The sequence below is a fragment of the Thalassotalea sediminis genome, from assembly GCF_030295915.1.
In the GTDB taxonomy this organism is placed as follows: Bacteria; Pseudomonadota; Gammaproteobacteria; order Enterobacterales; family Alteromonadaceae; genus Thalassotalea_C; species Thalassotalea_C sediminis.
Genome location: NZ_AP027361.1, coordinates 3,876,064 through 3,896,845 on the forward strand (window position 1 = coordinate 3,876,064; position 20,782 = coordinate 3,896,845).

Below are 20,782 nucleotides of genomic sequence, written 5' to 3' on the forward strand. Positions count from 1 at the left end.
ATATTGTCCTTTTTATATTAAGCGATAATTACATTAACGCCATGTTTCAATAATGTTTTGTTTAATTCTGCGGGGAGATCTTCATCAGTCACTAAGTACTGAATTTGACTCCATGGAATTTCTAAATTTGGAATTTTACGATTGAACTTTTCTGATTCAACCATAACAATCACTTCACGCGAAACTTCAGCCATTACTTGGCTAAGGCCTAATAGCTCATTAAAGGTGGTAGTACCCCTCGCGACATCTATACCATCCGCGCCGATAAACAATTGATCAAAATCATATGAACGAAGTACACTTTCAGCAACTTTACCTTGAAAAGATTCAGAATGTGGATCCCACGTACCCCCTGTCATAAGCATAGTGGGTTCATTTTCCAGTGCGTGAATATCAGATGCTATTGCAAGAGAATTGGTCATAACGACCAAACCTTCTTTCTTACCCAACTCTTTTACAAGTGCAGACGTAGTGCTACCGCTATCTAAGATAATGCGATTATGATCTCTTATTAGGGTTGCAGCGCATTCAGCAATACTTTTTTTTCGTTTTGATACTTTTTCACTTTTAGGTTCAATAAGCTCGGTTGGTAAAGGCACAGCTCCACCGTACCGACGTAACAATAATCCACTATTTTCAAGAGCAGCAAGATCTTTACGGATCGTGACTTCTGATGTCTCAAACTTCTTTGCTAATTGTTCAACGCTAACTTCACCGTGCTCATTGAGCTCAGTAATAATTATGTGACGTCGTTGTTTAGTATTTCGCTTGGTCATAGTTTCGATTGGTAACCCTAAATTTCAAACCGAAAGTTATTATATGAATAATGTAAATTTATTCAAGTGATTCTTTTATCGCAAAATTCGTAAAATTCACTATATTTAGTTCATTAACTTTTCTTTTATAGTGAATAGCTTATATGAATTTAAATAGTATTCGCGTTAAGTACACTGCGATGTTCAGTTTTATTGCATTAACCTTTGTTGTGTTAGTGCTTTTAAATTTTAACCTCGTCAATAGAACGCAAAATGGCATGGAGCTTTTTGGCCAAAATTTTAACCCAGCAATTTCAGCAGTATTGAATGCCGATAGAGATTTATATCAAGCAAGAGTTGCTGAATTAGAGGCTTTATTAAATAGTAACGACAATAGTGCTATTGAAAAGCATTTAGCAAGCTTTGATGAGAACGCCAAACAAGCCTATGACCGTATGCAAGAGTTCAAAGCTTTGCTAAATCAGTATCCAGAAGTTTCTAGCAAACTAAAAGCATTTAATACGACTTACGAAAATTGGAACAACACTGCGCGTAACGTGTTTGACTTACTAAAACGCCAACAACTAGAACAAGCTAGCGCATTAAGTAACGGAAAGTCACTAACACTATTTAACGAATTGAGAGCGTTTTACAATATTGCTGGTGAAGTAGCAGACAAATCTAGCGCAACAATCAGTGAAGAGACAATTAACGCCGTAGAAAATGGCCAAACACTTTTAATCATTATAAGTATTATCGTCATTATACTTACAACAACTATCGGTATTTTGGCACCTAAAGCGATGGCTGATGCGTTAGAAGGATTATCCGCCAAATTAAATGAGTTAAATAGCGGCAATGGCGATTTAACTAAGCGACTAAATAGCACAAGAAAAGATGAAATAGGTGATGTATCAAATCACATTGACGAATTAATTGAAGGATTAGCTGAATTGATTAAATCAATCGTTCAACAGTCTAGTTCCGTCATTACCGGCGTAGGCCAGTTAAATAGTGGTGCGCATGAAATCGAAAATACAAGTCTGCAACAAACAGATGCCGTAGATGCTATCGCTACGGCGGTAAATGAAATGTCATATGCAATTAAGGAGGTCGCGGAAAATGCGCATTTAACGGCACAAGAAGTTAATACTGTTAACCAGTTAACCGCAGAAGGTAAACAAATTACCACAGAAGCTGCCAATGAAATGCATGCACTGTCTGACACTGTTAGCCAAGCTACCGAGGCTATTAGAAAGTTGTCTGAAAACTCATCAGATATTGCCTCTGTACTCGATGTTATTAGAGGCATAGCAGAACAAACAAATTTACTTGCCTTAAATGCCGCAATAGAAGCTGCGCGAGCAGGAGAGCAAGGGCGTGGTTTTGCAGTGGTCGCCGATGAGGTCAGAACGCTTGCTGCAAGAACACAACAATCAACTGAAGATATACATGTCATGATTGAAACGCTTAAAAATGGTGTCGATGAGGCTGTTTTAGCAATTAATAAAGGTAACGAAGCTACCAAGACAGGTGTTGAGCTCTCCGATCAAACATTGTCAGCATTTGATAAAATTTCTATCGCTTCTAACCATGTGATTGAAGCGTCATCTCAAACCGCAACTGCTACTGAAGAACAAAGCCAAGTTGCCGAGGAAGTAAGTAAAAACGTTACCATGTTAGCCGATCAAACGTCAGCCAATCATCAAATGGCAAAAACCAATGGCAACGATGCAATGAATATTCTCAGCCAAGCACAAGAACTTAATGATTCCGTTTCAAGGTTTAAACTAGAATAAAAAAGGGAGCTATCAATTTGCTCCCTGAAGATCTTTATTACTGTTTTTTAGTAGGGCGTTGCCAACCATCAATATTACGCTGTTTTCCTCGTGCTACTGCTAATTGTTCTTTCTCAACATCTTTTGCGATTACTGAACCTGCACCAACCGTAGCTTTTTCACTAATAAAAACAGGCGCTACAAGAGATGTATTTGAACCAATAAATGCATTATCGCCAATAATAGTTTGTGATTTATTGACACCATCATAATTACAGGTAATCGTGCCTGCGCCAACATTTACATTTTGACCGATGTTTGCATCGCCTAGATACGTCAAATGACCAGACTTACTGCCTTCACCTAGAATGGTTTTTTTCATCTCTACGAAGTTGCCTACATGTGAATCTTTATTCATTACAGAGCCAGGTCTAATTCTAGCAAAAGGTCCAACAGAACAAAGATCACCTATCACCGCACCTTCAACAATGGTATTTGGCTTAACTTCAGCGAATTCTCCGATAGTACAATCTTTTAATATACAGTTAGCGCCTATTTTTACGCCATCAGCTAAAACAACTTCACCTTCGAAAATACAATTGACGTCTATTTTAACTTCCTGACCGATAAGCAGCTTTCCTCTAATATCAATACGATTCGGATCTCGTAAACTCGCGCCATTTAGCATTAAAGCCTCTGCTTCTCTTAGCTGAAATGCTCGCTCTAACGCTGCTAATTGAACTCTATTGTTCGCACCTTCAACTTCAACTTCCGTCTCAGGGTGTGCGGTGGCAATTAATTTACCTTCATTATGACAAGCAGCAATAATATCTGTTAAATAATACTCGCCTTGTGCATTATCGTTCGACAAGTTTGCTAACCATCGTTTTAAATCACCGCCATTTGCTAACAAAATCCCTGTATTACATTCATTAATCGCTAGCTCTTCGGCTGTCGCATCCTTCTGCTCAACTATACCAACTACGTTGCCAGATTCTCTGACAATACGGCCATACCCCGTGGGGTTAGTTAGATTAACCGTTAGCAATGACATACCGTTATCAGGTTTAGCATCAATTAACTGTTGTAAAGTCGAAACTTTCGTTAACGGTACATCTCCATAAAGCACAAGTACGTTTTCATCATCTTTAAGGTAAGGGGTAGCCATATTTACTGCATGCCCAGTACCTAACTGTTCAGCTTGTTCAACAAAGGTAAGATCTTCACCTGTGATACGCGCTTGAAGTATTTCTCCACCAAATCCATACACCATATATATATTGTCTGCATTAACACAACGAGCTGCATCAATGACATGTTCGACCATTGGTTTATCAGCAATAGCATGTAATACCTTTGGTAAAGAAGATTTCATGCGAGTACCTTTACCCGCAGCTAAAATGACGACAGAGAGTGACATAGTTCATCCGTTACTTTTGATTTGTTATTAATCCCTGTTTTAAATATTACAAATACAGGGCTTCGATAGCATCATAGTGCGATATTATCAAAAGATTGTGAAGTAAAGTATTCCGTTAAACATTATTTTCTTATTCGCTTTATTTATAGCACCTTTGAAAATTATACGTTCAATTAATAACCTAAACTTTGGTGAAGGGAATCACGAATGTTGTTTTAACTAATTGGTAGCTTCACCATTTATTAATGCACGTTAACGTTATCAGCCTCTGCAATAGGAAGTGGTAGCGAAATAGAAACAACATTTTATCAAACAGCTGCGAAGCAAAACGCAGTAGGTGGACTGTTAACAGGGTGCGGAGAACGCCTTTGTGGATGGGGAATTCGTATAGAGCATTACACAACTCAAGTATCACCTTGTCACAATAATGATTTTTAATTATTTGACTACATCCATACAACACCTGACTGCTAGACAGATCTAACCATAAAAAAAGCGACCTGATGGTCGCTTTTTCATTCACTAAAACTTAGTGGTTTTTAACTACTCGTTACTTTTTCTTAGCCGCTTGAATTACGCGTAATTGAGCAACAGCGCGTGCTAGTTCAGCAGCAACTTCTGCATAATCCACATCATCGCCATGAGCGTTCATGTGAGCTTCTGCGCGTTGTTTTGCGTCAATAGCAGCTTGTTCATCTAAGTCGTCAACACGGGTAGCAACATCAGCTAACACAGTGACATGATTAGGCTGAACCTCAAGCATACCGCCTGAAAGGTAAAGAACTTCTTCTTCTCCACCATATTTTACAATTCGAGCCATACCAGGTTTTAGTGAGGTCAGCAAAGGTGCGTGACCAGGCATAATACCTAACTCACCTTCGCTACCTGTGATCTGTAATGATTCTATGCGACCAGAAAACAATTGTTCCTCGGCACTTACTACATCCAGATTTACAGTTGTTAAAGACATATTGACCTCCTAAGGGGTGACTATAAACCTATAGTCACCAGCTTTCATTACATGCTTTTAGCTTTTTCAGTTGCTTCTTCAATAGAACCAACCATGTAGAAAGCTTGCTCTGGTAATTCGTCATACTCACCAGCAAGAATACCTTTAAAGCCAGCAATTGTGTCTTTAAGCGATACATACTTACCTGGAGAACCAGTAAATACCTCAGCAACGAAGAACGGTTGAGATAAGAAACGTTGGATCTTACGTGCGCGAGATACTGTTTGCTTATCTTCTTCAGATAATTCATCCATACCTAAGATAGCGATGATATCTTTAAGTTCTTTATAACGTTGAAGTACTGATTGAACACCACGTGCAACTTCATAATGCTCAGCACCAACCACTAATGGGTCAAGCTGACGTGAAGTTGAATCAAGTGGATCAATCGCAGGGTAAATACCTAATTCAGCAATTGAACGTGAAAGTACAACAGTAGCATCTAAGTGAGCAAACGTTGTTGCTGGTGAAGGGTCAGTCAAGTCATCCGCAGGTACATATACCGCTTGAATTGACGTAATTGAACCTTTCTTAGTAGATGTAATACGCTCTTGTAGGATACCCATTTCTTCAGCTAGTGTAGGTTGGTAACCTACCGCTGAAGGCATACGACCTAGAAGTGCTGATACTTCTGTACCTGCAAGCGTGTAACGATAGATGTTATCAACAAAGAATAATACGTCACGACCTTCGTCACGGAACTTCTCTGCAATAGTAAGACCAGTCATCGCAACACGTAAACGGTTACCCGGTGGCTCGTTCATCTGACCGTATACAAGCGCTACTTTATCAAGTACGTTTGAATCGTTCATTTCGTGGTAGAAATCGTTACCTTCACGAGTACGCTCACCAACACCAGCGAATACAGAGTAACCACTGTGTTCGATCGCGATGTTACGGATAAGCTCCATCATGTTAACGGTTTTACCAACACCAGCACCACCGAATAAACCTACTTTACCACCCTTAGCGAATGGACAAACTAAGTCAATTACTTTGATACCAGTTTCTAATAACTCATTTGATGCTGCTTGCTCTTCATAAGAAGGTGCTTCGCGGTGGATAGCCCAACGCTCTTGCTCACCTACTGGACCAGCTTCATCAATTGGTTCACCCAAAACGTTCATGATACGACCAAGCGTTTCTGTACCAACGGGTACTTGAATTGGGTTACCTGTATTTTCTACGTTCAGACCACGACGCAAACCATCTGAAGAACCCATAGCGATAGTACGTACTACACCACCACCGAGTTGTTGTTGTACTTCTAGTACAAGACCATTAAGGTCACCTTCAGTTATATTTAATGCGTCATATACCTGAGGTACAGCATCTTGTGGAAATTCTACATCCACAACTGCGCCAATGATTTGGACGACTTTACCTGCACTCATGTTTATTCCTCTTTAAATTTAATCTTTGCCTACACCGCTGCAGCACCAGCACATATCTCACTCAATTCTTGAGTAATACTTGCTTGACGCGCTTTGTTGTATACCAATTGTAAGTTATCGATTAAGTCACCCGCATTATCTGTTGCGGCTTTCATCGCAATCATACGAGCTGCTTGCTCACATGCGAGGTTTTCAACCACGCCTTGGTACACCTGAGACTCTGTATAACGAACTAATAATTGATCAAGTAATACTTGAGCATCAGGTTCATATAAGTAATCCCAACGATGTTGAATTGCGTCATCGTCTGACTTAGGCAAAGGTAAAAGTTGATCGATATTCGGCTGTTGCGTCATGGTGTTTACAAATTTATTGTAAACCACATAAAGCTTGTCTATTTTGCCGTTGTCATAGGCATCTAACATCACACGTACTGAACCAATAAGGTCAGTAACGGATGGTGTATCACCTAAACCAGAAACCTGTGCTGTTACGTTTGCGCCCATGTTGTTAAAAAAGGCAGTTGCTTTTGAGCCAACTACACAAAATTCAACTTCAGCGCCATCTGCTTGCCATTTAGCAGCATCTGATAACACAGACTTAAATAAGTTAATATTCAAGCCACCACATAATCCTCGGTCAGTAGAGACAACGATATAGCCTACACGCTTGACCTCACGTTCTTCCAAATATGGATGACGATATTCAAGGTTACCAAGCGCGATGTGACCGATCACATTTCGCATATTTTCAGCGTATGGACGAGATGCAGCCATAGCATCTTGCGCGCGGCGCATTTTGCTGGCTGCTACCATTTCCATTGCGCTGGTGATTTTCTGCGTATTTTGTACGCTTCCAATCTTCGATTTTATCTCTTTAGCGCCGGACATGACTATTCTCTCCGAAAAGGTTAACTAATTACCAAGTTTGCGTAGACTTGAAAGTATCAAGTGCTTTCGCTAAACCTGCTTCGATTTCTTTATCGTAATTACCACTTTCGTTGATCTTAGCCATCAACTCAGCATGCTCGCTAGTTACGTAGCTGTGTAAAGCAGCTTCGAAATCACCGATATTTGCTAGGTCTACGTCGTTTAAATAACCTTTTTCAGCAGCGAAAAGCGAAACTGCAGTTTCAGCAACTGATAATGGGCTATATTGCTTTTGCTTCATTAATTCAGTTACACGTTGACCATGTTCTAACTGTTCACGTGTTGCGTCATCTAAGTCAGAAGCAAACTGAGCAAAAGCTGCAAGCTCACGATATTGAGCAAGTGCTAAACGAATACCGCCACCAAGCTTTTTGATGATTTTTGTTTGCGCTGCACCACCTACACGAGAAACTGAAAGACCAGCATTAACAGCAGGACGAATACCTGAGTTAAATAAATCTGTCTCAAGGAAGATTTGACCATCTGTAATTGAAATTACGTTGGTTGGTACGAATGCAGATACGTCACCTGCTTGCGTTTCAATAATTGGTAATGCTGTTAAAGAACCTGTTTTGCCCTTAACTTCACCATTGGTGAAACGTTCAACATACTCTTCATTTACACGAGCAGCACGTTCTAATAAACGTGAATGCAAGTAGAATACGTCACCTGGGTATGCTTCACGTCCTGGTGGACGACGAAGTAATAGTGAAATTTGACGATATGCTACCGCTTGCTTAGAAAGATCATCATAAACAATCAATGCATCTTCACCGCGGTCACGGAAGTATTCGCCCATTGCACAACCAGAGTATGGTGCAAGGTATTGAAGTGCAGCAGCTTCAGAAGCTGAAGCAACAACAACAATAGTGTTATCTAATGCGCCGTGCTCTTCTAAGCTACGAACAACGTTTGCTACTGTAGAAGCTTTTTGACCAATAGCAACATAGATAGACTTAATACCTGTGTTCTTTTGGTTAATAATCGCATCTAACGCAATCGCTGATTTACCGATTTGACGGTCACCAATGATAAGTTCACGTTGACCACGACCAATTGGAATCATAGAGTCAATTGACTTGATACCTGTTTGAACTGGTTGGTCTACTGATTTACGTTCAATTACACCCGGTGCTACTACTTCAACTGGAGAAAAGCCGTCATTTTCTATCGGACCTTTACCATCAATTGGCTCACCTAATGTGTTTACTACGCGGCCTAATAGACCACGACCTACTGGTACTTCCAATATACGGCCAGTACCTTTTACTTTTACGCCTTCTGCAAGGTCCGCATATGGACCCATTACTACCGCACCTACCGAATCACGGTCAAGGTTTAACGCGATAGCGTAGCGGTTACCAGGAAGTTCAATCATCTCACCTTGCATTGCGTCTGCAAGACCGTGGATGCGAATAATACCGTCAGTTACAGAAACGATAGTACCTTCGTTACGAGCTTCGCTGACAACGTCAAACTGTTCAATACGTTTTTTGATCAGTTCAGCGATTTCAGTGGAATTCAGTTGCATGCTCTGTTCCCCGTTAAGATTGCATTGTTGTTGCTAAGCGGTTCAATTTACCTTTGACTGAACCATCGATTACCATGTCACCAGCTTTAATAACTAAGCCTGACACTATGCTTGCATCTACACTACAATTGAGCTTTACTTTTCGAGCCAAGCGCTTCTCAAGCGCGGCACTAATACTAGATTGTTGGTCAGCTGTTAATTCAACAGCAGACAAAACATCCACAGTAATTTCTTTCTCATATTCGGCTTTTAACATACCGAACTGTTCAGAAACTTGTGGTAGTACCAACAAACGTTCGTTTTCAGCCATTACTTTAATTAAGTTCTGGCCCTGTGGATTCAGTTGTTCGTCACATACTTTGATGAACAAGTCTTGTGCTTGTTCAACAGATGCTCCGCCTGATAAATAGCTGGTCATTGTTTCATTAGTCGAAACTTCTGACGCAAACACTAGCATTTCTTGCCAAGCATCTACCGCACCAGCTGCCACAGCATATTCAAACGCTGCTTTAGCATAGGGACGAGCGATTGTTGTCAATTCAGACATGCCCTATACCCTCTTAAAGTTCTGCTACTAGTTTATCTAAGATGTCGCTATGTGCAGCGGCATCAATTGAACGCTCGAGAATTTTCTCGGCACCGGCTACAGCAAGAACAGCTACTTGTTTACGTAACTCTTCTTTTGCACGGTTGCGTTCAGACTCAATTTCTGTATGGCCAGCAGCTAAGATTTTCTCTTTTTCTGCTTGCGCTTTGTCGGCAGCATCTTCAATTAATTGTGCTTCACGCTTTTTAGCTGCTTCGATAATTTCAGCAGCTTGCGCTTTAGCTTCTTTTAATTGTGCTGTTGCTTTTTCTTGCGCTAAAGCAAGATCTTTAGCAGCACGGTCAGATGCAGCTAGACCATCAGCAATGGTTTTCTGACGAGTTTCAATAGCAGCGATAATTGGCGGCCATACAAACTTCATACAGAAAATTACGAATACGACAAATGCGATCATTTCACTGACAAAAGTGACATTTACGTTCATTTGTGTACCTCCTATTAAAATTCGCGGTTAAAAAAGTCTAAAAAATTTAATTAGCCAATTTTCACGAATAGGATGTATAGACCCATTGCAACACCGATGATCGCGATCGCATCGATAAGACCAGCTACGATGAACATTTTAACTTGAAGTTGTGGCGCAAGTTCTGGTTGACGAGCAGCAGATTCTAAGAATTTGCCACCTAATAGACCGAAACCGATCGCTGTACCTAATGCACCTAAGCCGATAAGTAACGCAGCTGCTACATATAGTAAACCTAAGTTTTCCATTTTTATCTCCGATTATTAAAGTAAAATTAAAAGTTAAAAAATTAAATTTTTTCGGGTTTCCTTACCCTTTGCCCTTCGGGCCGGCTAATTGCCGTTCTAACCTAATCCCGAAAGGTTAGTGATCTTCGTGCGCTAAACTCAAGTAAACTATCGTTAACGTCATAAAAATAAATGCTTGTAGCGGTATAACTAACAAGTGGAACGCAGCCCATAAGAAATGTGGTCCAAATATTTGCCACACACCCATCGTTGCGATCAAGATAAATATCAACTCACCAGCATATAAGTTACCAAACAAACGTAATGCTAGTGATAATGGACGAGCTAATAATGTTACAACCTCTAGAACAAAGTTCACTGGGTATAACGTCCAATGACCGAAAGGTTGTACGCTAAGCTCTTTAATAAAACCGCCAACACCTTTTACTTTGATTGAGTAGTAGATTATTAACCAAAATACACCTAATGCTAATGCAAGAGTCATATTAATATCTGTTGTCGGTACCGATTTAATATAATGAATACCAACTAACCCCGCTAGCGTAGGAATAAGGTCAACAGGTACCCAATCCATCGCATTCATTAAGAACACCCAAACGAAAATAGTTAACGCTAGAGGTGCAATTACTGGGTTTTTACCGTGAAATGAGCTTTTTACGCTATCGTCAACAAATTCAACGATCATTTCAATAGCACATTGCAGTTTGCCAGGAACACCTGTTTCTGCTTTTTTTGCCACGGAACGGAAGATATATAAAAACACCATACCTAAGAATATTGACCAGCCTAATGTATCAACATGTAAAGTCCAGAAACCAGCATCTGTACACGCTTTGTTAAACGCGACACCGCCGTCTGCCATACACATCTTTGCATTAGTTAAATGGTGGCTAATATATTCTTGGCTGGTAATTTCAGCACTTGAAGCCATATTTTTGTCCTAATGATTAAAGTTTAAATTCTAATTTCTATAAAAAATCGGTGTTAACAGTGATGAAATCACCGCTAAGCAATATGTTGTAAAAAAAGGGCCTGGAATAATAACTAAAAACTTAAATGCCAAAGCAAATAAAAACACAGATAACCCTAATTTTAACTTCACGCCACTATAAAAAGATTCAACAACTTTTTTGGACGCTTGTGCGCCAGCATATCTAAAAGCTTTAATGGCAAACACGCCGTTTGGAAGTATTCCTATCACCCCGCCAGCAAAAGCGGATTGAGCAAAACTTACTCCCAACAAAATATAACTAACTGAAGTACAGATAATCACAGTTAACACCATGATTAAAAATTGCATTAACGCTAACTTTCGTCCTGCGGTGGTTAATACATTGTTTTGCCTATTTATCACAAGGCTCCTCAACGAAAATCTTCGTAAAACCTGTACTTTTTTTCAGCGACTTTTTCAACTTGAAAAAAGTCAGCGCAAGTATACTGAATTACAGCGTTAATGCAACAAAAGAGGGCGTTTGTTGCCCTCTATATGTGCGAATATCTTATATTGTTTATAAATTAAATTAACAAATTTTTAAAAAGATCCAAAGCGCGCAACAATGCCATCTAATTCGTCAAGATTACTATAAGATATAACTAACTTACCTTTGCCTTTTTTGTTGTAGGAAATACTCACTTGTGAACCCAGTTTTTCAGATAAATTTTGCTCTAACGATAATGTGTCTGGATCTTTAGTTTTTTCTTCTTTAGGTTGCTCTGGCTGCTGTGCTTTTTTGATAAAAGCTTCTGTTTCTCGAACCGTTAATTCTTTTGCAACTACAGCTCTAGCTGTAGTTGTTTGTATGTCACCTTGCAACGCTAATAGCGCTCGAGCATGGCCCATTTCAATATCACCATGTTCTAATAACGTTTTTACATCATCATTTAAGTTATTTAAACGTAATAAATTAGTAACAGTTGTTCTTGATTTTCCTACCGCATCAGCTACTTCTTGATGCGTTAATTCAAACTCAGTTAATAAACGCTCTAATGCTACAGCTTCTTCCATTGCATTAAGATCTTCACGTTGAATGTTCTCAATCAACGCCATCGCCACAGCAGCTTCGTCAGGTACGTTTTTGATTAAACAAGGAACAACATCAATCTCAGCTAACTGCGCAGCACGCCAACGGCGTTCACCAGCAATAATTTCGTATTTATCAGCGTCAATAATGCGAACAACGATAGGTTGGATTATTCCTTGCGATTTAATCGAATGGCTTAATTCATCAAGTGCATCTGGTGACATATCTTTTCTTGGTTGATATTTACCAGGTTGAAGCTGTTCAATAGGAAGCTTTTGCAATTCACTGTCAGTAATAGCGACCTGCTCGGTCTCTTTTTCTTCTGTAGAATTAGATGCTTTTCTTGGTGCATTGGTCAATAAGGCATCTAGGCCTCTACCAAGGCCTCTACGTTTAGAAGGGCTCATAGTTTTCCTTGCAAATTAATATGTTAACTAGCTTGCTTTTGTTGTTGTTTTTTTCTAATCATCTCACCGGCTAGCGCTAAATAAGCTTTTGCGCCCGTAGAAGATTTATCATAATACATAGCAGGAGCACCAAAACTTGGCGCTTCTGCTAAACGCACATTACGTGGAATTACGGTGCGGTACACTTTATCACCAAAATGACGTTTCAACTGTTCTGAAACATCATTAGCAAGACGATTTCTAGGATCATACATAGTACGTAAAATCCCTTCTATCTCTAATTCACCATTAACAACGGATTGTAGTTGAGAAATAGTATCCATTAATGCGGTCAGGCCTTCCAATGCATAATATTCACATTGCATTGGTACTAATACGGAATCTGCAGCTGTCATGGCATTAACTGTCAACATATTTAGTGATGGCGGACAATCAATAATAATAAAATCGTAGTTGTTTCTTACTGGTGCCAATGCATTTTTTAATCGTTGTTCACGTGCATAAACTTCCATTAATTTTATTTCAGCTGCGGTAACATCTGTATTTGCTGCAATTAAGTGATAAATACCCGAAGTGTCTTTACATACCACCTGTTCGAACGGTAATTCTTCAATCAATAATTCGTAGCACGTTGCAGGCACATCATACTTATCAATACCACTACCCATAGTGGCATTGCCTTGTGGATCTAAATCAATTAACAATACCTGACGCTTAGTAGCAGCTAAAGATGCGGCTAAATTCACAGCTGTTGTTGTTTTGCCAACACCACCTTTTTGGTTAGCAACTGCAATTATTTTTCCCACTGAAACCTCAATTTTTATTATTGTTAAACGTTAATTAGTTCAATCAAGTGACGTTCGCCAACGAGTTCAGGCACTTTAATTTCATGACTATCCGCTAATATAACACCTTTAGGTAATTGCGTTAATTCTTCTTCTGGATATTGTCCTTTTAAAGCAAAAAAGCGTCCGTCTTCCTTTGCCACTAAGTGCTGACACCATTGCACCATATCTTCCAATGATGCAAAAGCTCTACTTAATACGCCGTCATAGGGGACTGAAGGTTTAAACGCTTCTACGCGTGATAACAGTGGAGATACATTATCAAGTTTTAGTTGAAAAACAACCTGCTTTAAAAAGGTAATGCGTTTTCCTAAGCTATCCAAGAGAGTAAATTGTTTTTCTGGATACATAATAGCTAAAGGTATTCCAGGCAAACCTGGTCCTGTACCTACATCTATAAAATTAGTACCTTTTAAATGCGGCCCTACCATGATGCTATCCATAATATGCTTAACTAACATATCTTCTGGATTTCTTACCGATGTTAAATTGTATGCTTTATTCCATTTATTCAACAACTCAACATAACTTATAAGTTGGCTTAATTGATGCTCAGATACACTAAGATTGCTCTGATTAACTAAGTCTTCTAATTTTTCATTTAACGACATTTATCGATCCATCAAAGCTTATGCTGATTTTCTTAATAAACCATGTTTTTTAAGGTAAACAAGCAATAAAGATATTGCCGCTGGTGTAATACCTGAAATTCTTGATGCTTTGCCTATCGTTTCTGGTTTTGCTTCCGTTAATTTTGCAACAACTTCATTCGATAAACCAGAAATTTGCTCGTAAGCAAAATCAACAGGGATTAATGTATCTTCATGACGCTTTTTCTTTGCAATATCATCAAGCTGACGTTCTATATAGCCAGCATATTTAATTTGAATTTCAACCTGTTCTGCAGCTTGAGTATCAGCTAGTGGTTCACCTAATGAATCTATTGCCATAAGATCTTGATAACGTACTTCCGGTCGACGAAGCAGTTCTTCTAAATTATTTTCACGACTGATAGGATTTTTAACAAGTGCATTAATTGCTTCAACAGCAGGATGATCTTTCTGGATCCACGTAGCTTTTAAGCGTTGACGCTCTTTTTCGATATTTTCAAGTTTTTCATTAAAACGCTGCCATCTTTCATCATCAACTAAACCAAGTTTACGACCTGTTTCAGTTAAGCGGATATCTGCATTATCTTCTCGTAATAATAATCTATATTCAGCACGAGAAGTAAACATACGATAAGGCTCTTTCGTTCCCAAGGTTGCTAAATCATCAATTAGCACGCCCATGTAAGCCTGATCTCGACCAAGTATTAATTCATCTTTTCCTTGGACACGTGCCGCAGCGTTAGTTGCAGCAATTAAACCTTGAGCGCCAGCTTCTTCATAGCCAGTAGTACCATTAATTTGACCAGCAAAATATAAGTTTTTAATAAACTTACTTTCAAGTGTTTGCTTTAAGTCCCGCGGATCGAAAAAGTCATATTCTATTGCATAACCAGGACGAGTAATATGCGCGTTTTCAAAGCCATTAATCGATCGTACAAGATCCATTTGTACATCAAATGGTAAACTTGTTGAAATACCATTAGGGTAAACTTCATTCGTTGTTAAACCTTCAGGTTCAACAAATATCTGATGGGTTTCTTTATCAGCGAAGCGCATAATTTTATCTTCAATTGAAGGGCAATAACGTGGTCCAATGCCCTCAATAACGCCTGTATACATCGGTGATCTGTCAAGTCCCTTTCGAATAATATCGTGGGTTTTTGTGTTTGTATGGGTAATATAACAAGGCACTTGCTGTGGATGATCATTTGTAGAGCCCATGAAAGAAAATACAGGTCGTGGTTCATCTCCTGGCTGCGGTTGCATTACTGAAAAATCTAATGTTCTAGCATCTAACCTTGGTGGAGTACCTGTTTTTAGTCGATCAATTCTAAACGGCATATCACGTAGTTTACGAGCTAAATTTACACTGGCAGGATCACCCGCTCTACCGCCTTGGTAGTTATTCAAACCAATATGTATTTGACCGGCAAGGAATGTACCTACTGTTAGCACAACGGATTGTGCTTTGAATTTTAACCCCATCTGAGTGGAAACACCGACTATGCGATCATTTTCTAAAATAAGATCATCACAAGGTTGTTGAAAGATCGTTAAATTTTCTTGGTTTTCTAAGTAAGTACGTACGTAATTTCTATAAAGAGTACGATCTGCCTGTGCTCTTGTTGCTCTAACTGCTGGACCTTTACTGGCATTAAGCGTACGAAACTGGATCGCAGCATGATCAATAGCAGTTGCCATTAGGCCACCTAATGCGTCAATTTCTTTGACTAAATGCCCTTTGCCGATCCCACCAATAGCAGGATTACAAGACATTTGTCCTAAGGTATCAATGTTGTGAGTCAACAGTAAGGTTTTACATCCCATGCGTGCAGAGGCTAAAGCTGCTTCTGTACCAGCATGACCACCACCAACAACGATGACTTCATAAGTATCTTGATACCACATAAATCAACTGACCTTAAATGTGTTTATTGAAAAAGGGCACGTATTTTATCGCGTTTTGATGAGAAGTGAAACGATCAAATCGTTAAAAAGATCACTTGTGGATCATTAATAATATATAAAGATCTATATAAAGATCTTATTATTGATCTTTATTAATAAACCCCCTTTCTGTGGATAAGCATTATTTCTCTTTATAAATCATAGCTATCCTAAAGATCATTTCTTGTGATCAAAGTATGATCATTTCTAATATAACCTTTGATCAAATGACTCTTTTATCCACAACCACTTTTGATAATTATTTTATAAACTGGAAAATAAATTTTAATACAGGCTTTATTAGCTAGTTATCCACATTAGGTTGCATTTATACCTGAAAATGTGGATAACACTTTAGTAACCCGTCTATAAATGATCTTTATTAACGAATAGCCAAGTTTGTGCTTCGTCTTCTGGATCGATTTCTTCTTGCATATCGAATGTTTTTAACGGTATTTTATTTTTACAACCTTTTGATTCTAATAGTTTATCTATTCTTTTGGCTGCAAAGCAGAAAGTATCATAACTTGAGTCACCAACACCGATCACTGCATAATTTGTCGTGGTAAGATCGATCGTACTTGCTGTTAATTGATCAACAAAAGGCACGAGGTTATCTGGATAATCACCGGCGCCATGAGTAGATGTACAGATTAGCCATGTTTGATTTTCGTGTGGAATATCTTCCAGCTTCGGCGAGAAGTGTAATGTTACCTCATGACCTAACTGTGTTAACGTTTCCTGGCAAGCTTCAGCGACATACTCTGTACCGCCTAACATACTACCGATGATTATTTGAAAAGAAGACATTGAAGATCCTTTATTTGCCGATACAAAATGAAGAAAAGATCTGACCAAGCAGATCGTCGTTTGTGAACTCACCTGTAATTTGATTTAACGCGTTTTGACAAAGCCTTAGTTCTTCTGCAAGTATTTCACCGGCAACAAACGACTCTAGTTGTTCTAAACCTATTGTTAAGTGTTGGTAGCCTTGTTCAATCGCTGCTAAATGGCGACGACGTGCCATAAAGCCGCCTTCTGTACTTCCTTGGTAACCCATGATGTCTTTGAGATGATCTGTTAATAACGAAATACCATCTTGTGTTTTTGCAGACAAAGTAATAGTCGGATAGATGCTACTTTGGTCAAATTGTGAAGGTTTATCTGCTATGTCAGCTTTATTTTTTATTATCGTTAGGCCAATATTTTCTGGTAACTTTTCGAAAAACTCAGGCCAATAGGCTTTCGGATCTTCAATACTCTGATCTGCATCAATTAATAATAGAATACGATCGGCTTGCAATATTTCTTGCCAAGCTCGCTCAATGCCTATTTGCTCAACTTTATCAGAAGCCTCTCTGAGCCCGGCAGTATCAATTACATGTAAAGGCATACCATCAATATGTATATGCTCTGATAGTACATCACGGGTAGTACCCGCGATATCTGTGACGATAGCACTCTCTTTGCCACTTAACGCATTTAATAGGCTAGATTTTCCTGCATTTGGACGCCCAGCAATAACAACTCTCATTCCTTCTCTTAATAGGCTGCCTTGTTGGGCTTTTTGTTGTACTTGCTCTACTTTTGAGATCAGTGCCTTGAGTTGGTTAACGACTTTTTCGTCAGCAAGAAAATCAATCTCTTCTTCAGGAAAGTCAATGGCGGCTTCGACATACATTCTTAAGTGAATTGTTTGATCGACTATTTCATGTATTAAGGCGGAAAAATCTCCCTGTAAAGAGTGTAGGGCGCTTTTTGCCGCTTGTTCTGAAGTAGCATTAATTAAATCTGCAATTGCCTCAGCCTGTGCAAGGTCGAGTTTATCATTGAGGAAAGCTTGTTCACTAAATTCACCAGGGTTGGCCATGCGCACATTATCAATAGTAATAATAGACTTTAAAAGCATGTCTAAAATAATTGGTCCACCGTGGCCTTGAAGTTCTAATATATCTTCCCCGGTGAATGAATTTGGGCCTTTAAAGTAAATAGCGATACCTTGGTCAATTATTTGTTTATTTTGATCGTGGAAAGGTAAATATTCCGCTTTGCGAGGTTCAGGGCATTTACCCAGAACGTGTACCGCTACGTTTGACGCTAAAGGGCCTGATACTCTGATAATACCGACACCGCCTCTGCCTGGTGGTGTGGCTTGTGCGGCGATGGTTTCAATATTTGTTACTGTCATGATATTGCAAACTGCTATATGAGAATGGTGATATTATAAACGTATTGATTGCAGGGGTAAAAAAAAGCGACCTTTTGGTCGCTTTATTTTATTTTATTTTGTTTTCTGTTTTTCTAATGCTGCAAATATTATCTTCATTTGAATAATGGAAATAACATTACTGACGAACCAGTAAAGTACTAACCCTGATGGGAACCAAAAGAAGAAGACAGTAAACATCACTGGCATGTATTGCATGATTTTTTGCTGCATCGGATCTTGAATAGTCATCGGTTGCATTTTTTGCATAATGTACATACTAATACCCATTAATATTGGTAGTATGTAATACGGATCTTTCGAAGAAAGGTCTGTTAGCCATAATCCAAATGACGCATGTCTAAGTTCAACACTTTCTAAGAATACCCAATAAAGTGCTAAGAAAATTGGCATTTGAATTAAGAGCGGTAAGCAGCCACCTGCAGGGTTTACTTTTTCTTTGCGGTAAAGCTCCATCATAGCTTGTGATAGCTTTTGTCTATCGTCACCAAAGCGCTCTTTCAATTGTGTCATTTTCGGTTGTAATGCGCGCATTTTAGCCATCGAGGTATATTGTGCTTTGGTCAATGGATACATCAAACCTTTAACAATTACGGTAATGATAATAATGGCAATACCCCAGTTAACAACAAGTGACTGAATTTGAATAAGTAACCAATGTAAAGGTTGGCTGATCATAAATAAGAAGCCAAAATCTACCGTTAATTCTAAGCCTTCAGCAATTTCTCCGAGTTTATCTTGATCTTTAGGCCCAACGTAAAATGATGTGGAGATCGTTTCAGTTGCTCCTGCCTCAATAATTTGAGCAGGGGCTTTAAATCCAATAACTGCTTCATTTTTACCGCGTGAAAACTCTGTATAAAGCAAATTAACTTGTTCAGCGTTTGGTATCCAAGCGGAAACGAAATAATGTTGTAACATTGCGACCCAACCACCTTGGGTTGTTTCATTTAATTTTGCATCTGCGATGTCATCAAAGTCATATTTTTCGTATAACTCTTCTTTTGTCGAATATGCTGCACCACGATAGGTAGGAATAAGCGCGCTTGATTCATCTACGGTCGCTGATTGACGTAATTGTGCATAAAGTTCAACACTTGCTGCACTACTTGAGGCATTTTCGATCACATAGTCAACGACAACTTGGTAACTATTAGGTGCAAAGGTAAAGTTTTTCTTAACTGTTAGCCCGTCATTTGTTACATAAGTTAATGTTACGATTAACGGTTGACCATCTTGCATTTGATACGTTGTATTTTCTACTTGATATATTGGGCGGCCTTTTACTGTACGATCAATACCTTGTGCACCTGTTAAGCCACTTTGAGCAATATATCTAAAATTACCATTTTGCATGATGGTAAATGGAATGCCACTTCCTTGCTCCGTATCATATTTAAGCAAAGTAGCTTCGACAATATCACCACCTTTTGTATCAATTTTCATTGATAATACATCAGTAGTCACTTCCACCATTGTTGCACTAGTTTTAGTTGCCACTGACGAAGGTGAGGTATTGCTAGGTGCCGGTACAAAATCAACATCTTCTGAACCTGCGCTATTTGGTATATTATCATTTTGTTCAATTTGGGCGACAGGTTTAGGCGCATGATCTAGTTGCCATTGCTGATAAAGCAAAAAGCTAACGACCATTAGCGCAATAAATAAAAAACTGCGTTGAGATTCCATAATTAGTACTTTCTCTTTTTTTCTGGTGGTACGGGATCATCACCGCCCGCATTTAGTGGGTGGCATTTTAGTATACGTTTGCTTGCTAACCAACAACCTTTTGCTACACCAAAGCGATTTATTGCTTCTATGGCATAAAAAGAGCAGGTTGGCGTGAAGCGACAATTGTTTCCTAACAAGGGGCTAAGCCAGCGCTGGTAAGCCTTAACAGCTGATATGGCTATTTTTTGTGGCGTTGAATTATTTTTCGCCATATTTTATCCAACTGCTTGGTAATTTGTTCATTGTCAAGTTCGTCAATGCCTGATCGAACCATCACTACCATATCAATATGGGGTAGTTGATGTTGTTTCAAGCGAAAACTATTTCGAACCAATCTTTTTATGCGGTTTCTTTGCACAGCAAGTTTTACACGCTTTTTAGCAATAGCTAATCCGAGACGCTTATTTTGTTCGTGATTTGGTGTAATTAGTACAGTGATATGGCTAGTGCCAAAACGAGATGGGTTTTTAAATACAGATTGGAATTGACTAGGAGTCAAGAGTCTTGACTCCCTAGTAAATTCTAAAGTAACCATGTCGGTTACAATCTCTTTATTTGAAAGAAAATAGAGAGATTAAGCGCTTAGGCGTGCACGGCCTTTAGCACGACGACGTGCAATTACTGCACGACCGTTTTTAGTAGCCATACGAGCACGGAATCCGTGGTTACGCTTACGTTTTAATACGCTAGGTTGAAATGTTCTTTTCATTACGCTATCCGTCGGTTGTTGTTGCCCTGGCAAAACCGCCGTTTCGAGCACACTTGGTCAAAAAAAGAGGCAGAATTCTATATATTATCTGACGCGATGTCAATCATTAATCTTTCTTTTCTAATAAGAGGATCTAAAGGTGATCATTTA

At 39.0% G+C, this 20,782-nt stretch carries 23 protein-coding genes; 2 read left to right on the top strand and 21 right to left on the bottom strand.

The window, feature by feature from the left end; translation table 11 throughout:
• Positions 1 to 17: 17 nt before the first annotated feature.
• Positions 18 to 776, bottom strand: a complete 759-nt coding sequence (locus tag QUE09_RS17465; protein WP_286234157.1) for a DeoR/GlpR family DNA-binding transcription regulator — start codon at positions 774 to 776, stop codon at positions 18 to 20.
• A 143-nt stretch (positions 777 to 919) separates the two neighbouring features.
• On the opposite strand from QUE09_RS17465, the gene QUE09_RS17470 reads away from it, so the two are divergent.
• The gene (locus tag QUE09_RS17470) at positions 920 to 2,554 is read left to right on the top strand and encodes a methyl-accepting chemotaxis protein (RefSeq protein ID WP_286234158.1); all 1,635 of its coding nucleotides are present in this window, start codon (positions 920 to 922) and stop codon (positions 2,552 to 2,554) included.
• A 37-nt stretch (positions 2,555 to 2,591) separates the two neighbouring features.
• Here the strand turns inward: QUE09_RS17470 and glmU are convergent, their stop codons facing one another.
• Positions 2,592 to 3,953, bottom strand: a complete 1,362-nt coding sequence (glmU, locus tag QUE09_RS17475; protein WP_286234159.1) for a bifunctional UDP-N-acetylglucosamine diphosphorylase/glucosamine-1-phosphate N-acetyltransferase GlmU — start codon at positions 3,951 to 3,953, stop codon at positions 2,592 to 2,594.
• A gap of 291 nt (positions 3,954 to 4,244) precedes the next feature.
• On the opposite strand from glmU, the gene QUE09_RS17600 reads away from it, so the two are divergent.
• Complete coding sequence (locus tag QUE09_RS17600; RefSeq protein ID WP_350226396.1) at positions 4,245 to 4,391, top strand: DUF6289 family protein; 147 nt, start codon at positions 4,245 to 4,247, stop codon at positions 4,389 to 4,391.
• A gap of 112 nt (positions 4,392 to 4,503) precedes the next feature.
• Here the strand turns inward: QUE09_RS17600 and QUE09_RS17480 are convergent, their stop codons facing one another.
• The 19 genes from QUE09_RS17480 to rpmH all read right to left on the bottom strand — a co-directional run bounded on the left by QUE09_RS17480 (position 4,504) and on the right by rpmH (position 20,632).
• Positions 4,504 to 4,923, bottom strand: coding sequence for a F0F1 ATP synthase subunit epsilon (locus QUE09_RS17480; protein ID WP_286234160.1), 420 nt, complete (start codon positions 4,921 to 4,923; stop codon positions 4,504 to 4,506).
• A 47-nt stretch (positions 4,924 to 4,970) separates the two neighbouring features.
• Positions 4,971 to 6,356 carry a F0F1 ATP synthase subunit beta gene (gene atpD / locus QUE09_RS17485; RefSeq protein WP_286234161.1) on the bottom strand — a complete coding sequence of 462 codons (1,386 nt, stop codon included), beginning with the start codon at positions 6,354 to 6,356 and terminating at the stop codon, positions 4,971 to 4,973.
• A 29-nt stretch (positions 6,357 to 6,385) separates the two neighbouring features.
• The gene (atpG, locus tag QUE09_RS17490) at positions 6,386 to 7,246 is read right to left on the bottom strand and encodes a F0F1 ATP synthase subunit gamma (protein WP_286234162.1); all 861 of its coding nucleotides are present in this window, start codon (positions 7,244 to 7,246) and stop codon (positions 6,386 to 6,388) included.
• Between the two features lie 28 nt (positions 7,247 to 7,274).
• Positions 7,275 to 8,816 carry a F0F1 ATP synthase subunit alpha gene (gene atpA, locus QUE09_RS17495; protein WP_286234163.1) on the bottom strand — a complete coding sequence of 514 codons (1,542 nt, stop codon included), beginning with the start codon at positions 8,814 to 8,816 and terminating at the stop codon, positions 7,275 to 7,277.
• 13 nt (positions 8,817 to 8,829) lie between these two features.
• Complete coding sequence (gene atpH, locus QUE09_RS17500; protein ID WP_286234164.1) at positions 8,830 to 9,363, bottom strand: F0F1 ATP synthase subunit delta; 534 nt, start codon at positions 9,361 to 9,363, stop codon at positions 8,830 to 8,832.
• A gap of 13 nt (positions 9,364 to 9,376) precedes the next feature.
• The gene (atpF, locus tag QUE09_RS17505; RefSeq protein ID WP_286234165.1) at positions 9,377 to 9,847 is read right to left on the bottom strand and encodes a F0F1 ATP synthase subunit B; all 471 of its coding nucleotides are present in this window, start codon (positions 9,845 to 9,847) and stop codon (positions 9,377 to 9,379) included.
• Positions 9,848 to 9,897: 50 nt separating this feature from the next.
• On the bottom strand, positions 9,898 to 10,134 hold the full coding sequence (gene atpE, locus QUE09_RS17510; protein ID WP_074496250.1) for a F0F1 ATP synthase subunit C: 237 nt from the start codon (positions 10,132 to 10,134) through the stop codon (positions 9,898 to 9,900).
• Between the two features lie 115 nt (positions 10,135 to 10,249).
• The gene (gene atpB, locus QUE09_RS17515; RefSeq protein WP_286234166.1) at positions 10,250 to 11,065 is read right to left on the bottom strand and encodes a F0F1 ATP synthase subunit A; all 816 of its coding nucleotides are present in this window, start codon (positions 11,063 to 11,065) and stop codon (positions 10,250 to 10,252) included.
• A gap of 30 nt (positions 11,066 to 11,095) precedes the next feature.
• Complete coding sequence (locus QUE09_RS17520) at positions 11,096 to 11,488, bottom strand: ATP synthase subunit I (protein ID WP_286234167.1); 393 nt, start codon at positions 11,486 to 11,488, stop codon at positions 11,096 to 11,098.
• A 177-nt stretch (positions 11,489 to 11,665) separates the two neighbouring features.
• The gene (locus tag QUE09_RS17525) at positions 11,666 to 12,562 is read right to left on the bottom strand and encodes a ParB/RepB/Spo0J family partition protein (RefSeq protein ID WP_286234168.1); all 897 of its coding nucleotides are present in this window, start codon (positions 12,560 to 12,562) and stop codon (positions 11,666 to 11,668) included.
• A 23-nt stretch (positions 12,563 to 12,585) separates the two neighbouring features.
• Positions 12,586 to 13,368, bottom strand: a complete 783-nt coding sequence (locus QUE09_RS17530; protein ID WP_286234169.1) for a ParA family protein — start codon at positions 13,366 to 13,368, stop codon at positions 12,586 to 12,588.
• 23 nt (positions 13,369 to 13,391) lie between these two features.
• Entirely contained in the window at positions 13,392 to 14,018 is a 627-nt protein-coding gene (rsmG, locus tag QUE09_RS17535; protein ID WP_286234170.1) for a 16S rRNA (guanine(527)-N(7))-methyltransferase RsmG, read from the bottom strand.
• A gap of 18 nt (positions 14,019 to 14,036) precedes the next feature.
• Positions 14,037 to 15,926, bottom strand: coding sequence for a tRNA uridine-5-carboxymethylaminomethyl(34) synthesis enzyme MnmG (gene mnmG / locus QUE09_RS17540; RefSeq protein WP_286234171.1), 1,890 nt, complete (start codon positions 15,924 to 15,926; stop codon positions 14,037 to 14,039).
• Positions 15,927 to 16,331: 405 nt separating this feature from the next.
• Complete coding sequence (gene mioC / locus QUE09_RS17545) at positions 16,332 to 16,775, bottom strand: FMN-binding protein MioC (protein WP_286234172.1); 444 nt, start codon at positions 16,773 to 16,775, stop codon at positions 16,332 to 16,334.
• 10 nt (positions 16,776 to 16,785) lie between these two features.
• Positions 16,786 to 18,153 carry a tRNA uridine-5-carboxymethylaminomethyl(34) synthesis GTPase MnmE gene (gene mnmE / locus QUE09_RS17550; RefSeq protein ID WP_434017236.1) on the bottom strand — a complete coding sequence of 456 codons (1,368 nt, stop codon included), beginning with the start codon at positions 18,151 to 18,153 and terminating at the stop codon, positions 16,786 to 16,788.
• A gap of 93 nt (positions 18,154 to 18,246) precedes the next feature.
• Positions 18,247 to 19,881 carry a membrane protein insertase YidC gene (gene yidC / locus QUE09_RS17555; protein WP_286234173.1) on the bottom strand — a complete coding sequence of 545 codons (1,635 nt, stop codon included), beginning with the start codon at positions 19,879 to 19,881 and terminating at the stop codon, positions 18,247 to 18,249.
• A gap of 2 nt (positions 19,882 to 19,883) precedes the next feature.
• Positions 19,884 to 20,135: a membrane protein insertion efficiency factor YidD gene (yidD, locus tag QUE09_RS17560; protein WP_286234174.1), complete on the bottom strand. Its 252-nt coding sequence runs from the start codon at positions 20,133 to 20,135 to the stop codon at positions 19,884 to 19,886.
• Positions 20,102 to 20,458, bottom strand: coding sequence for a ribonuclease P protein component (rnpA, locus tag QUE09_RS17565; RefSeq protein WP_286234175.1), 357 nt, complete (start codon positions 20,456 to 20,458; stop codon positions 20,102 to 20,104). Before rnpA ends, yidD begins: the two co-directional genes overlap by 34 nt.
• 39 nt (positions 20,459 to 20,497) lie before the next feature.
• On the bottom strand, positions 20,498 to 20,632 hold the full coding sequence (rpmH, locus tag QUE09_RS17570; RefSeq protein ID WP_011045771.1) for a 50S ribosomal protein L34: 135 nt from the start codon (positions 20,630 to 20,632) through the stop codon (positions 20,498 to 20,500).
• Between the last annotated feature and the right edge of the window lie 150 nt (positions 20,633 to 20,782).